We start from the raw sequence: 13,598 nt of genomic DNA, 5'->3' as shown, positions 1-13,598 counted from the left end.
CGGAGGAGGGGTCGCCGGCCGTTCGTCCACAACGCCCCCGCGCCCGGGCGCCGGAGGTGTGAGACTGTCCCGGACCGTCCGACCCGCCAGGCCCCGTTGCCGGAAGGAGCGCCGATGCAGCCCCGTTTCGTGCCGCTGACCGACGTCGCCGAGATGCTCTCGATCTCGGCATCGCAGGCCTACGCGCTCGTGCGCACGGGAGAGCTGCGCGCCATCAAGGTGGGCGGCCGCGGCCAGTGGCGTGTCGAGATGACCGAGATCGAGTCCTACATCGAACGCAGCTACGCCGCCACCGAGCGGGTGCTCGAGGAGGAGCGGGAGCGCACACACCGCTGAGCGGTGCGGAGCCCATCAGCGCAGGCCTGATCGGGCGGGCCTGATCCGAGCGGAGCTATGGCGCGCGGCGTCGAAGGACGCCGGATCCCTCAGCTCGAGGAGACCAGGAGCAGGCCGCCGAGCGCGACGGTGATCGACCCGGGCCCGGACGCGGCCCCGGCCTCCCCCGTCGGCACGGTCCTCAGGTCCAGAGCGTCGGCGCCGACGGCCGCGATGCGTCCCGTCACCTCTCCCGCGAGCGTGGTCACCCGGACCACTCCGCGGTCCCGTGCGAGCGCGCGCAGCACCGAGGTGAGGGACTGCTCCGGCGCCGCACCCTCGGCGCGGGGACGAGCTCGGGCGCCGAGCCCCTCGACCATGCCCACGGCAGGCAGCGGGACGAGCCGTCTCGCGCCTCCCTCGGCGAGCCGGACCCATCCGTCGGTGGCCTCGACGAGGCGGCCGCCGACCCTCCGGCCGCCGCGAAGATGGAGCACGAGCTGTGCCCCGATCGCCGCGCGCATCCTGTCCGCGAGCAGCAGCTGCGAGCGCTCGGCACGAGTGAGGTCCTCGGCGAGGGCGCGCATCTCCTCCCGCTGCTCATGGGCATGACGGCCCTCGATGTCCTCGAAGATCCGCTCGAACCGCATGGGCTCACTGTACGGAGGCGGCGCCCCGGCGGGAACGGGTCCGTCCCTGACGGCGACCGTCTCCGCTGCTGCACCCCCGACACCCGATACGGACGTTCCCCGCAGAGCGTGAAGGATCACCCATTCCGGTCGTACCTAGGGACGAACGGTCGTCCCATCCTCGTCCTTTGGTGCTGCTGACCTGCGGCGATGGGGCGGAATTTTCGTACCGATGGCCGATTGTGCGCCGTGTCACCCGTCCGTAGATTCCTGGACTACGACGTCATCGACACCAAACGGCATCAAACGCACGGGTCGAGGCACACCGGCCATCAGAGGGGAAGAACCATGGGGGAAACGCAGGTCGCCGAGGCGGCACCGGGACGGACGGGAGCCGTCCGCACCGGGCTGACGGCGGTGCTCGCCGCGGCCGGGACCCTCGCCATGGCGGCGGCGGCACGCACCCTGGTCGAGCCGGCCCTCACCGGCAGCGGGGAGCAGGCGCTCCTGAACGGAGTGCTGCTGGTGCTCGCGGCCGCCGGCGCCCTGCTGTGCCTCTACCTCACGATCGTCTGGGCCCTCGCCACGCTCGTCCTCGTCGCCGGGCCTGCCACCGCCCTGGGCCGCACCCTGCTCGGCGCGCTCCGCCTGATCGCTCCCCAGCTGGCGCGTCGGATCACGGTCGCCGCCGCTCTCGGCACCGCCGCGACCGCGATGGTGCTGGGGCCCGCGAGCGCCGCGGACCAGGGAACGGGGTTCCTCGACCTCTCGGGCGTCGGGGCCGGCACCGCGCAGGAGCTCACCGCCCCCGCGGACCCTGCCCCCTCGGACGGCGGAGGCGAGACCGGAGGCGCAGCGCCCACCGAGGAGGGCGAGCTGCCCCCGCTCGGCTGGGAGAGCGCGCCGAGCTCGCAGGAGCCGGGCACCGCCGAGGACGAGGCACCCGTCCAGCACGAGGCCCCCGAAGGCGACGACACGTCCGACGCCGCCCCGGAGACCTCCGACGCCCCCGCCGACCCCACCGCTCCGGCGGAGGGCGCGAGCGACCCTGCGGACGACACCGACTCCACCGACGCCACGGATTCTCCCCGCGCCGCCGATGCCACGACACCGCCGCGCACGATCGTCGTCGGCGCCGGGGACTCGCTGTGGACCCTCACCGACGAGGCCCTGGGCCCGGGAGCGGATTCACCCCAGGACATCGCCAGCTCCTGGCCCCGCCTCTACGAGGCCAATCGACACGAGATCGGGTCCGATCCCGATCAGCTCACCCCCGGGCAGGTCCTCACCGTGCCCTCCGCCCTGACCGACGAGGAGTCGTCATGACCACCACCGACCAACGACCCCTGCCCGCCGCCACGCTCACGGACGGAGCGGCGCTCGCCCCGGAGGATCCCCGCAGCGTCGAGCGGATGGTCGAGCCCGTCGCCCGTTTCGCCGTCGAGATCGTGCGGGACATGCGGCCTGAGAACGCGCTCGCGCGGGTGGTCACCCCGGAGGTCGCGACCATGCTCGCGCGGCGTGCCCGGCTCACCCGGCGCCTCCGCGACTCCACCGGGCACACGCCCTCGCGCCGGATGCAGGTCACCGGCGTCCACACCTGCATCGTCAACGAGACCACGGTCGAGGCGAGCTGCGTGATCCGCGACCTCGACCGCGCCCGCTTCCTCGCCATGCGCTGGGAGCTGCGGCACACGGGCTGGCGGGTGACCGTCCTCGAGATCGGCTGACCGAGCGGCGCGCACGAGAACGAGGCCCGTCCTCCCCGAGGGGAGGACGGGCCTCGTCGTGAGCGGCGGGACCGACCCCGCGCCCTGCTCAGGCCTTGCGGCGGCGTCGGCGCTCCGCGCGGTTGGGCTTGTCGCGGTCCTTCGGACCGTGATCCGCCTCGGTGTGGTCCGCACCGTGCTTGGCGTCGTGGCGCGCCTGGCGACGACGCTGCGCACGGGACATGGTCCCGGGATCCGTCCGGCCCGAACCCTCCGCGGAGCTGTAGCTGAGCCGGCGCGGATCGGGCCCGTCGCCGAGGCCCTTCGCGGTCACCACGACGCTCCGCTCGGCGGCGAGCTCGTCAGCGTCCTCGAGCTCTCCCTCCGCCGAGCCGGCCTCGGAGTCCTCGCCCTCCCGGTCGTCCAGGAGACCCTCGAGCTCTCCCTCGTCCTCGGCGGTCCCGTCCTCCGCGGTCAGGTCCCCGGCCTCGGCGCTCTCGCGATCGGCGGCGGCCTCGTCGGCCGATCCCTCGGGCGCCTCGGCCTTCTCGTCGTCCCGCGCGGCCGAGGCCGTCGCGGCCTGGGCGGCGGCGGAGGTCGTGCGCAGGAGCTCGGAGACGGCCTGCGGCACCACGGGCGAGGCCTGCTGCACCTGCACCTCGAGGTTGAAGAGGTAGCCGACGGCGTCCTCCTTGATGCCCTCCATCATCTCGTTGAACATCAGGTGGCCCTCGCGCTCGTACTCGACGAGCGGGTCGCGCTGGGCCATCGCCCGCAGCCCGATGCCCTCCTTGAGGTAGTCCATCTCGTAGAGGTGCTCGCGCCAGCGCCGGTCCATGACGGAGAGCAGCACGCGCCGCTGCAGCTGGTGGACGGCCGCCTCACCGAGCTCGTCGGCTCGACGGTCGTAGGCCAGCCGCGCGTCGGAGAGGATCTCCTCGCGCAGCATCGCCGCGGTGAGGTCCTCCTTGCCGCCGGCCTCCTCGATGAGCTCCTCCGCGGTGACCGAGATCGGGTAGGCGCTGCGCAGCGCCCCCCACAGCTCCTCGAGCTCGAAGTCCTCGGGGTTCGATCCCTTGGTGTGCTCGGTGACGATCCCGCCGATCACCTCCTCGATGAAGCGGTCGACGTGCTCGTCGAGGTCCTCGCCCTCGAGGATCCGCGAGCGCTCCTCGTAGAACTTCTTGCGCTGCTTGGTCAGGACGTCGTCGTACTTCAGGACGTTCTTGCGGATCTCGGCGTTGCGCGACTCGATCGAGTTCTGCGCGCGCTGGATCGCCCCGGAGACCATGCGGCCCGTGAGCGGGATCGCCTCGTCCACGCCGCCGCGGGCGAGGAGCGCCTCGGCCGCTCCCGCGTTGAACAGGCGCATGAGGTCGTCCTGCAGCGAGAGGTAGAACCGGGACTCGCCCGGGTCGCCCTGACGCCCGGAGCGGCCGCGCAGCTGGTTGTCGATGCGCCGGGACTCGTGGCGCTCCGTGCCGAGCACGTACAGCCCGCCGAGCTCGGTGACCTCGTCGTGCTGCTCCTCGACGGCGGCCTTCGCGCGCTCGAGCGCCTCGTCCCAGGCGGCCTCGTACTCCTCGGCCTGCTCCTCGGGGTCCAGCCCCGACTCCTGGACCTCGGCGTGCGCCATGAACTCGACGTTGCCGCCGAGCATGATGTCGGTGCCGCGGCCGGCCATGTTGGTCGCGACGGTGACGGCGCCCTTCGCGCCCGCCATCGCGACGATCGCCGCCTCACCGGCGTGGTTCTTCGCGTTGAGGACCTCATGGGTGACGCCCTGTGCGGTCAGCAGCTTCGAGAGGTACTCGGACTTCTCGACGCTCGTGGTGCCCACGAGCACGGGCTGGCCCTTCTCGTGACGGGCGACGATATCCTCGACGACCGCGTCGAACTTGGCCCGCTCGGTGCGGTAGATCCGATCGGCCTGGTCCACGCGCTGCATCTCGCGATGCGTCGGGATGGGCACCACGCCGAGGCCGTAGGTGTTCATGAACTCGGCGGCCTCGGTCTCCGCCGTGCCGGTCATGCCCGAGAGCTTCTCGTAGAGCTTGAAGTAGTTCTGGAGGGTGATCGTGGCGAGGGTCTGGTTCTCCGCCTTGATCTTCACCCCCTCCTTGGCCTCGATGGCCTGGTGCATGCCCTCGTTGTAGCGGCGACCGGCGAGGATGCGGCCGGTGTGCTCGTCGACGATCATGACCTCGCCGTTGAGGACGACGTAGTCCTTGTCCTTCTTGAACAGCTCCTTGGCCTTGATGGCGTTGTTGAGGAAGCCGATCAGCGGGGTGTTCAGCGACTCGTAGAGGTTCTCGATGCCGAGGTGGTCCTCCACCTTGTCGATGCCGGCCTCGAGCACGCCGACGGTGCGCTTCTTCTCGTCGACCTCGTAGTCGCGGTCGCGGCGCAGCTTCTGCACGACCTTCGCGAACTCGGAGTACCACTTGTTCGCGTCGCCGGAGGCGGGGCCGGAGATGATCAGCGGCGTGCGGGCCTCGTCGATGAGGATCGAGTCGACCTCGTCCACGATCGAGAAGAAGTGACCGCGCTGCACGCGGTCCTCCGGGGTGAGCGCCATGTTGTCGCGCAGGTAGTCGAAGCCGAACTCGTTGTTCGTGCCGTAGGTGATGTCCGCGGCGTACTGCTCGCGGCGCTCCGCCGGGGTCAGCCCCGCGGTGATCACGCCCGTGGTCAGGCCCAGGGCGCGGAAGACGCGGCCCATGATGTCGCTCTGGTAGGTCGCGAGGTAGTCGTTGACGGTCACGACGTGGACGCCCTTGCCGGCGAGCGCGTTGAGATAGGCCGGCAGCGTCGCCACGAGGGTCTTGCCCTCACCGGTCTTCATCTCCGCGATCCGGCCGCGGTGCAGGGCCGCGCCGCCCATCACCTGGACGTCGTAGGGGCGCTGGCCCAGCGTGCGCTCGGCGGCCTCGCGGACGGCCGCGAAGGCCTCGACCTGGATGTCGTCGAGGGTCTCGCCGTCGGCCAGGCGCTCACGGAAGCGGGAGGTCTCCTCCCTCAGCTCCTCGTCGCTCAGCTCGGTGAAGACGTCACCGGCGGCCGTCACCCGCTGGGCGATGGACTCGAGCCGACGCCGCTCGCGGCCCTCGCCGGCGCGCAGGATCGTATCGAAGAGGTTTGCCACACGTGCTCCCGTTGCTGTCGTCTGCGCCCGGGTGGGCGCGTCGTGCCGGACCCATCGTAAGCGCCGCGCCCCTGGACGGCGCCTGCGCGCCCTCGGACGGGGCGTCCCGACGGTCCCGGATCACTCCGTGCGGTGTCCCGTGCTGGTCCGTCAGGCAGGACCCGCGGCCCCCGCGGTTCCCGTCGCCCCCGCCGACTGCTCCCCCGGGCCGTCGTCGCGGACGGCCTCCGCGAGCACTCCCGACAGCTCCCCCGTCCCGCTCCCGGTGCTCACCTCGATCCCGTCGAGCCCCTGCCAGCGGGCGGCGCGCGCGAGCTCACCGGCGAGCGCGGCGGCGAGCTCGTCGGGGCCGGTGCGCAGGTAGCGCCCCAGACGCGGCAGAGCCTCCGCATGCACCCCGCGCACCTCGAGGACGCCGCGGGCGCGATCGGCCCGCAGGTCCACCCGCAGCGGGAAGCGGTCGCCGTGGAGGAAGGGCAGCGCGTAGTAGCCGGTGGTGCGCTTCGCGGCGGGGGTGTAGATCCCGATCCGGTACTCGACGTCGAAGAGCCCCTGCAGCCGGGGCCGGAAGAAGACGATCGGGTCGAAGGGGCTGACGAGGGCGGCGGTGCGCAGGGGCGCGGGCTGCGGCGCGTCCCGGTGCAGGAGCATCGTCACGGGGCCGTCCGGGCGTCGGACCTCGACCTCGGTGACCTCTCCCCGCCGCTGCAGCTCCGCGATGGCCGGTCGGGCGTCGGCGGCGCGCAGGCGGAAGTAGTCCGCGATCGCGGCGGGATCGGCGACGCCGAGCGCGCGGGAGGCGAGGCGGGTGAGCGCGAGGACCTCGGCGTGGTGGTCGCTCGGACCGGGAGCGGGACCGTCCCGCTCCGCCCCGGCGGCGCGGGCCCAGGCCTCGTCGTCCGCGGCGGGGAGGTAGAGCCGCTCGAACTGCACGCTGCGGCCCACGCAGTCCAGCGCCCCGGTCCGGAAGAGGTACTCCACGACCCATTGGCTCGAGGTGCGTCGCCAGCCCCATCCCTCGCCGCGCTCCTCGTCGCCGAGCAGCCGGGAGATCGCGGCGGCGCTGAGCGGGCCGTGCTCCTCGAGCAGGCCGCGGACGTGCTCGACGAGGTGCGGCGAGCGCGCCGCGGCCTCCCGCACCGCGCCCCAGTCGCGGGTCCCGGCCGCGCGGCGGCGGAAGCGCAGCAGGGCGTGGACCTCCTCCGTCGTGAACGTCGCCTCATGGGCGAGCGCCTCGCGCAGCAGCCGCTCGTGCCGGGTGCCGGGCACCGAGAGCTGGTCCAGCGCCCGGACGTCCCAGCTGCCGCTGCGGGTGAAGACGGGCAGGTGGTGGGCGCGGGCGAAGACGCTCACGGAGTCGATCTGGAGCAGGTGCGTCACGGCGACCGTCCGTCGCAGCGCCTCCCGGCTCACGGCCGGCGAGGGGACGGCGGCGCGGCGCGTGCCGCCGATGCCCTGCGAGCGCAGGGCGATGCGACGGGCCTCGGCCCAGCTCAGGGTGGTCGTCATGGGATGGGGCGTCCTCGGCGTGGGACGGGCGGGAGGCGCGCGGGGCGCCTCCCGCCCGGGGCGGTCGGTGGCTTCAGATGGTGCGGGGCGGGGTCAGGAGGGCGTCAGCTCGCCGTCCAGCTCGATGACGCCGTAGTGCCAGCCCTTGCGGCGGTAGACCACCTTCGGGTGCCCGGTCCCGGCATCCACGAAGAGGTAGAAGTCATGGCCGACGAGCTCCATCTGGTAGAGGGCGTCGTCGATGCTCATGGGGGTGGCGGGGTGCTTCTTCTCGCGGATCACCACCGGGCTGGCGGGATCGTCGGCACCGGTGCCCTCGAGCCCGGTGGGGGTGTCCTCCGTCGTGCCCTCGGGCTCCGTCTCCTGGAGTGGGGCGGGCAGCTCGGCGTCCGCCGGCATGGTGCGCACCGAGGCCGCACCAGGGCTGTGCGCACGGTCGCGGCCGCGGTGGCGGTCCTTGCGACGGTCCCGGGCGCGGCGCAGGCGCTCCAGGAGCTTGCCGTAGGCGACGTCGAGCGCGCCGTAGAGGTCGTCCGCGCGGGCCTCGGAACGGATGACGGATCCGTTCTCGAACACGGTCAGCTCCACGCGATCGCTGAGCTCGGCCTGCCGGGGGTTCTTCTCCTGCGAGACCTCGACGTCGACCCGCAGCGCCGCGGGGGCGAGCTGCGTGACCTTGTCGAGCTTCTCGGCGAGGTGGCGGCGGAATCGATCCGGGACGTCCATGTGGCGTCCGACGACATTGATCTCCATGAGTACTCCTCAGGTTCGGTGGGCGGCCGCTCGGAGCCCGGCCGCAGTGGCTCGTGGGCTGGGTGTGCGCACCTCCTCCGGTTCAGAGGGGTCGTCGGTGTGACGAGTCGCACCAGTGTGCCACGGATTCCCTGCGTGTGTCCTGGACCTCCCGCAGGTCTCCACCCCCGGTTCCGGGGACACCGCGCGGCGCGTGCCGCAGGCGCCTCCGGGACCGGCGGGGATCACCGCACGACGGGCGGGGACGGCAGCCGTGACGCCGCCACGACGACCGCGCCGAGCACCTCCGCCCCCTCCGCGACGAGCGCGTCGTGCATCGCCCGGAGCGTCGCGCCCGTCGTGACGACGTCGTCGACGATCACGAGGCGACGACCGGTCAGAGGATCGGGCCGGCCGCGGCGCCGGGAGAGGGCGAGCTCGATCCGCCGCTCGCGCCGGCCGCGGCGCCCGCGTCCCTCCTGCGCCGTCGTGGGTCGTGAGCGGAGCAGGAGCGCGGTCCCGGCGCCCTCGCGCTCGAGGGCGCGGGCGAGCTCCGCGGTGTGGTCCTCCCCGCGACGCAGCCGCGCCGCGCGGCGGGAGGGCACGGGCACCAGCTCGACCGGCGGCGGATCCGCCGGGACGTCCGAGCGCCGACGCCCGTGCCCTCCACCACCTCCCGCCCTCTCACCGGCTGCACCCGCGAGCAGCGCGACGGCCGGCGCGAGACCCGCCGCGATGGGGGCCGTCAGGTGGGCGCGGCCCCCGTTCTTCCAGGCGAGGACGAGCGACTGAAGCCCGGCCGTGTACTCCCCCAGCGCGAGCACCGGCATCACCGGCCGGTGGTCGACGCCCGCGGGGAGCTCGACGCCCTCCGCCGTGGTCCCGGCGCGGATGCGGGCGGCGGCGAGCACCTGCAGGGCGTCGCAGCCGTCCTCGACCCGAGCGGGCTCCCCGTGCAGCTGCGCGGCGCAGTCCGGGCACAGCCAGTCCCCCTCCGCGCCGCAGGGGCAGTCCCGGGGCGCGACGAGATCCGCGGTGCGTCGCAGCAGCTCCAGGAGAGCGCCGCGCACGGCGAGCACGGCGCGCAGGACGCCGGTCGGGAGCGGGTCAGGGGGCGGGAGCGGAGCAGTCGCTCCGGCATGTGCGGTCATGCGCCCATCCCAGCCGGGCGGCGTCGCTCCCGCCTCCCCGGTTCCCCCGCGGTGGACGGCGCCGTCCTGGGGAGGGACGACGCCGCCGCCCCGGGATCAGTAGAAGGCCGGGTCGGTGGACCGCACGCCGATGTCGGTCCACCCCTCCCCGTCGCTGCGCAGCAGGGTCCCCTCCACCGTGCCCGCCCAGAAGGCCTCGGCGACGGCCGTGCCGGCGAGGCTCTTCACGGCGGTCTCGAACACCGGGAGCAGGTCCCGCCCCGTCGCGAGGTCCAGGACGGCGCCGCGCACCTGCTCGGCGCCGGTGTCCGTGCCCAGCACGATGACGGCGATCTCGTCGTACCAGGTCGCCCGCGTGAGATCCCCGAGCAGCGGGGTGGGGACCTGCCGGGGGTCCGTGAGTCCGCTCGGCGCACCCGAGGCGTCGCGGACGATCGCGCACAGGTCGAGCCTGGTGCCGGTCGCGTCGGCGGAGAGCACGATCAGGCGCGTCGCGTCCGCCGCGACGTCGAGGGCCCGCACCTCGCGCCCCTCGAGCCACGGCGCGTCGATCTTCACGTCCTCCTCCGCGGCGCGCCCCGAGAGGGCCAGCAGCACGCCGCCGCTGTCCCGGCTCGCGGTCCACACGTATCCGGCGTCGTCGATCCGTGGGGCGACGAAGCCCGCGCCCGTCGCGGCCTCGCGCAGCGGCACCGAACCGTCCGTCGCGGTCACCAGCACGACCTTCTCCTCCGGGGAGAGCGCCGCGACGAGCAGGCCGTCCTGCGCGATGACGGGGGCGTGCACGGTGCGGTCCGAGAGCGAGGGCACCAGCTGCGGGAGGGCCGTCGTGGCGCTCGCCTCGGCGAGGGAGACGACGCCGGTGTCCCCCGCGGCGATGGGACGGTGCCCGGGCAGCGCCCGCTCGATCCGCGCCTCCTGGGTCGCGCTCAGATCGGCGCCGTCCCACACGAGCTGGACCCCGGAGAGCGTGCGCAGCGAGCGGAGGGACGCCTCGAGCTGCGCGAGGGCGAGGGCGCGCCGCTCGTCGGGCAGGTCACCCACGGCGGAGGGCACGGTCACCTGGACGCCGCCGTCGGCCCCCGTCGTGACGCGGGCGTCCGCGACCTCCTTCGTGTCCGGCACCTCGGAGCTCACCGCCCCCGCGAGGAAGTCCGAGGGGCCGTCGGCGAGCCGGGCGAGCACGCCGCTCGCCCCGTCGAACAGGGAGAACCAGCGGTGATCGGGCACGAGGTGGCGGGCCCGGGCGTCCACGAAGTACAGCCGGCCCGGGGCGAAGAGCGACTCGAACACGGCCTCCGAGAGGAAGATGCCGTCCGGCGGGTCGACGATCCGCCAGCTGTCCCCCTCCTGCGAGAGCTCGACGGTGATCTCCCGCATCGCGGGGACCGCGAGCGTCGTGCGCACCCCGTCCACGTCCACCGTGTCCACCGCCTCGGCGATGAGGCGGACGTGGGTGTCGTCCACGGGCTCGGCCCGCAGGTCCTGGCTGCCCGAGTAGATCGTGACGCCGGCACCCGGGTCCCACGAGGTCGAGGCCTCGGAGGTCAGGAACTCGCGGGCCACCGCGTAGTCGTCCTCGGGTCCCACCCCGGCCTGGACGAAGCCGAGCACGATCTGCGCCGGGCTCGCGCCGTCCGCCGGGGGCACCGCCTGCACGTACGGGGCGCCGCCCTGGGCCTGGTCGCCCAGCGGGCGCACGGAGACGGTCGACGAGGAGGGGATCCGGGCACAGGCCGCACCGAATCCGACGAGGCCCGCGGCGCCGAGCGCGCCGAGCACCTGTCGCCGGCGGGGTCGGGGCGCCGGGCGAGGACGGGGCGGGGTCATCGGCCCTCCTTCTCGGTCGGGGACGGGGCCGTCCCGGGGCCCAGGTCCGGCAGACGGTCGGGGCCGATGGGGATCTCCCCGGTGAGGGTCGAGGGCTCGAACTCCGGCGCCTCCCGGTCGAAGGAGCGCTCCAGGCGCAGCGGGGAGCGGGTCGGGGAGGTGCCCGGCCGGCGCGGGAGGGTCAGGCGGAAGACGGCGCCGCGCCCCTCCTGCCCCCAGGCCTGCAGCCACCCGCCGTGCAGGCGCGCGTCCTCGACGGAGATCGACAGGCCCAGGCCCGTCCCGCCGAGGGTGCGGGCGCGTGAGGGGTCCGCCCGCCAGAAGCGGTCGAAGACGCGCCGGGCGTCCTCGGGCGAGATCCCCCGGCCGAAGTCCTGGACGACGACCGCGACGGTGTCGGCGTCCGCCGCCGTCTGCACGAGCACCGGTCCCCCGGCGCCGTGCTCGATCGCATTGGTGAGCAGGTTCCGCAGGATCCGGTCGATCCGCCGGGAGTCCACGACGGCGGAGGTGTCGCGGCCCGCGAGCCGCAGGTCCAGGGTGCAGCCGCGGGCCTCGGCGAGCGGGGCGGCGTTCTCCGCCGCGTGCCGCACGAGGTCGTCGATCTCCTCGCGGTGCGCCTCGAGCTCGGCCGCGCCGGCGTCGAAGCGGGAGATCTCCAGGAGGTCCGCGAGCAGCGAGTCGAACCTCTCGACCTGGGTGGAGAGCAGCTCGGCGGTGCGGTGGAGGTCGCCGGGCAGCTCCTCACGGCGCCCGTCGAGCACGGCGGCTGCCATCCGGATCGTGGTCAGCGGTGTGCGCAGCTCGTGGGACACGTCGGAGACGAAGCGGTGCTGGACCCGGGAGAGCTCCGTGAGGTCGTCGATCTTCTGCTCGAGGCTCAGGGCGAGATCGTTGAAGGACCGGCCCACCTGCGCGAGCTCGTCGCCGCCCGAGACCTGCACCCGCGTGCGCAGGTTGCCGGCGGCCATCCGCTCCGCCGCCTGTGCCGCGCGGCGCAGCGGCACCGTCACGAGCCGGGCGACGACGATCGCGATGCCCACCACGAGGGCGAGGAGCACCGCGCCGCCGCCGAGCATCACACGCTGCACGAAGGAGAGCGTCTGCTGCTCCTCCTGCAGGGGGTAGAGCACGTAGAGGTCATAGGTCCCCACCCCGGCCACCGTCACCCGCGACCCCACGAGCAGGGCGGGCGTGGTGCCGTGGGCGCCGTCGGGCAGGCCCACGGAGCGCCAGGCGAGGGAGTCCGGGTGCGCGGCGACCTCGTCCTCGAGATCCGGGTCCACGAGGGAGAGGAGGTCCTGGTCCGAGGCCACGGAGAGGACCGTCCCGGACGGGTCCGCCGGCACGAGCGCCACCTCCCGGCGGGTCGCGTCGCCCTGGCCGCCGGTGTCCTGCACGAAGGCGAAGGCGGCGTCCTGCTGCTGGGTGGTCGTGGCGCCCGGGAGCTGGGTGAGGGTGTCGGTGAGCGCGCCGCGCACGTCGACCGTCTCCTCGAGCACGCGGTCGCGCCGCTGCTCGTACAGGCCGTCCGCGATGACGGTCGAGAGGTAGACGCCGACGGCGAGGATCGCGAGCAGGGCGAGCAGCGTCGTCACGGTCACGACGCGCAGCGCGAGCGGCCAGGTGCGCACGTCCACGCCGCGCCGCAGCCGCTCCCGGATCACCGCGGAGCGTCCCGCACCGCGCTCCGGGGCGGGCTCGGAGGGGCTCCGCTCCTCGCTCAGACCGCGCCGCCCGCGCGGTAGCCCACGCCGCGCACGGTCACGACGATGCGCGGGTTCTCGGGATCGTGCTCGATCTTCGAGCGGAGGCGCTGCACGTGCACGTTGACGAGGCGGGTGTCCGCGCTGTGGCGGTAGCCCCAGACGTCGCGCAGCAGCACGTCGCGGGTGAACACCTGCCAGGGCTTCCGGGCGAGCTGCGTGAGGAGGTCGAACTCGAGCGGGGTCAGCGGGATGACCTCGCCGGCGCGGCGCACCTCGTGGCCGTCGACGTCGATCTCGAGGTCGCCGATCGCGAGGGACTCGGTGGTGGGCGCGTCCGCGCGGCGCACGCGCGCCTTGATGCGGGCGACGAGCTCGTCGGGCTCGAAGGGCTTGGTGAGGTAGTCGTCGGCCCCGGCCTCGAGCCCCTCGACGACGTCGGCCGTGTCGGAGCGCGCGGTGAGCATGATGATGGGCACGCCGGACTCGCGCCGCAGGCGGCGGCACACCTCGATGCCGTCCATGCCCGGGAGCATGAGGTCGAGCAGGACCAGGTCGGGCTTCAGCCGCGGGAAGGTCTCCAGCGCCGAGGCGCCGTCGGGCGAGGTGGCGACCTCGAAGCCCTTTCCGCGCAGCACGATGCCGACCATCTCGGCGATCGCCTGGTCGTCGTCGACAACGAGGATCCGTGAAGGCGTCGTCATGAGGGTCATTGTGCCACCGTCGCGCCCCCACCCCGTGCAGGTGGGGAGGTCGCGCGCCCTCACCCTCGGGGCAGGGCCCGATCGACGTTCGTCGGAGGGCCCGCGCGCGCCGAGGCCGTACGTTGGAGCGGCACGACCGTCGCCGTGCCGACGCCCGCCCGCACCCGC

Annotated in this window: 11 protein-coding genes; 3 read left to right on the top strand and 8 right to left on the bottom strand. The window is 73.9% G+C overall.

Annotated features, from left to right (window positions below; all coding sequences use genetic code 11):
- Positions 1-114: 114 nt before the first annotated feature.
- A complete protein-coding gene (locus tag NLU66_RS09385) occupies positions 115-336 on the top strand; it encodes a helix-turn-helix domain-containing protein (protein WP_103384782.1) in 222 nt (73 codons plus the stop codon).
- An 89-nt stretch (positions 337-425) separates the two neighbouring features.
- Here the strand turns inward: NLU66_RS09385 and NLU66_RS09380 are convergent, their stop codons facing one another.
- Entirely contained in the window at positions 426-965 is a 540-nt protein-coding gene (locus NLU66_RS09380) for a hypothetical protein (protein ID WP_259359452.1), read from the bottom strand.
- A 327-nt stretch (positions 966-1,292) separates the two neighbouring features.
- Here NLU66_RS09380 and NLU66_RS09375 point away from each other — a divergent pair, with 327 nt between their 5' ends.
- Positions 1,293-2,270 carry a LysM peptidoglycan-binding domain-containing protein gene (locus tag NLU66_RS09375; protein ID WP_259359451.1) on the top strand — a complete coding sequence of 326 codons (978 nt, stop codon included), beginning with the start codon at positions 1,293-1,295 and terminating at the stop codon, positions 2,268-2,270.
- Positions 2,267-2,674: an Rv3235 family protein gene (locus tag NLU66_RS09370; protein ID WP_137770384.1), complete on the top strand. Its 408-nt coding sequence runs from the start codon at positions 2,267-2,269 to the stop codon at positions 2,672-2,674. Before NLU66_RS09375 ends, NLU66_RS09370 begins: the two co-directional genes overlap by 4 nt.
- 88 nt (positions 2,675-2,762) lie before the next feature.
- Here NLU66_RS09370 and secA read toward each other — a convergent pair whose 3' ends face one another.
- The 7 genes from secA to mtrA form a co-directional block, all read right to left on the bottom strand.
- Entirely contained in the window at positions 2,763-5,798 is a 3,036-nt protein-coding gene (gene secA, locus NLU66_RS09365) for a preprotein translocase subunit SecA (RefSeq protein WP_259359450.1), read from the bottom strand.
- Between the two features lie 150 nt (positions 5,799-5,948).
- A complete protein-coding gene (locus NLU66_RS09360; RefSeq protein WP_259359449.1) occupies positions 5,949-7,307 on the bottom strand; it encodes a winged helix-turn-helix domain-containing protein in 1,359 nt (452 codons plus the stop codon).
- Positions 7,308-7,400: 93 nt separating this feature from the next.
- Positions 7,401-8,060, bottom strand: coding sequence for a ribosome hibernation-promoting factor, HPF/YfiA family (hpf, locus tag NLU66_RS09355; protein ID WP_259359448.1), 660 nt, complete (start codon positions 8,058-8,060; stop codon positions 7,401-7,403).
- Between the two features lie 224 nt (positions 8,061-8,284).
- Positions 8,285-9,190: a ComF family protein gene (locus NLU66_RS09350; RefSeq protein WP_259359447.1), complete on the bottom strand. Its 906-nt coding sequence runs from the start codon at positions 9,188-9,190 to the stop codon at positions 8,285-8,287.
- 96 nt (positions 9,191-9,286) lie between these two features.
- The gene (locus NLU66_RS09345) at positions 9,287-11,020 is read right to left on the bottom strand and encodes an LpqB family beta-propeller domain-containing protein (protein WP_259359446.1); all 1,734 of its coding nucleotides are present in this window, start codon (positions 11,018-11,020) and stop codon (positions 9,287-9,289) included.
- On the bottom strand, positions 11,017-12,687 hold the full coding sequence (mtrB, locus tag NLU66_RS09340; protein WP_259359445.1) for an MtrAB system histidine kinase MtrB: 1,671 nt from the start codon (positions 12,685-12,687) through the stop codon (positions 11,017-11,019). Before mtrB ends, NLU66_RS09345 begins: the two co-directional genes overlap by 4 nt.
- Positions 12,688-12,743: 56 nt before the next feature.
- Complete coding sequence (gene mtrA, locus NLU66_RS09335; protein ID WP_137770377.1) at positions 12,744-13,439, bottom strand: MtrAB system response regulator MtrA; 696 nt, start codon at positions 13,437-13,439, stop codon at positions 12,744-12,746.
- Between the last annotated feature and the right edge of the window lie 159 nt (positions 13,440-13,598).

This window comes from Brachybacterium sp. NBEC-018 (assembly GCF_024860185.1).
Lineage (GTDB): Bacteria > Actinomycetota > Actinomycetes > Actinomycetales > Dermabacteraceae > Brachybacterium > Brachybacterium rhamnosum.
The sequence above is the reverse complement of the archived record's forward strand: the minus strand, read 5'-3'. Positions and strand labels throughout refer to the sequence as shown.

What these genes read in the sequence shown, in the direction of transcription:
- NLU66_RS09360 (WP_259359449.1), bottom strand. Translation starts at nt 7,307, where the DNA reads ATGACGACCACCCTGAGCTGGGCCGAGGCCCGTCGCATCGCCCTGCGC.
- NLU66_RS09380 (WP_259359452.1), bottom strand. Translation starts at nt 965, where the DNA reads ATGCGGTTCGAGCGGATCTTCGAGGACATCGAGGGCCGTCATGCCCAT.
- NLU66_RS09370 (WP_137770384.1), top strand. Translation starts at nt 2,267, where the DNA reads ATGACCACCACCGACCAACGACCCCTGCCCGCCGCCACGCTCACGGAC.
- hpf (WP_259359448.1), bottom strand. Translation starts at nt 8,060, where the DNA reads ATGGAGATCAATGTCGTCGGACGCCACATGGACGTCCCGGATCGATTC.
- NLU66_RS09350 (WP_259359447.1), bottom strand. Translation starts at nt 9,190, where the DNA reads ATGACCGCACATGCCGGAGCGACTGCTCCGCTCCCGCCCCCTGACCCG.
- NLU66_RS09375 (WP_259359451.1), top strand. Translation starts at nt 1,293, where the DNA reads ATGGGGGAAACGCAGGTCGCCGAGGCGGCACCGGGACGGACGGGAGCC.
- mtrA (WP_137770377.1), bottom strand. Translation starts at nt 13,439, where the DNA reads ATGACCCTCATGACGACGCCTTCACGGATCCTCGTTGTCGACGACGAC.
- NLU66_RS09345 (WP_259359446.1), bottom strand. Translation starts at nt 11,020, where the DNA reads ATGACCCCGCCCCGTCCTCGCCCGGCGCCCCGACCCCGCCGGCGACAG.
- NLU66_RS09385 (WP_103384782.1), top strand. Translation starts at nt 115, where the DNA reads ATGCAGCCCCGTTTCGTGCCGCTGACCGACGTCGCCGAGATGCTCTCG.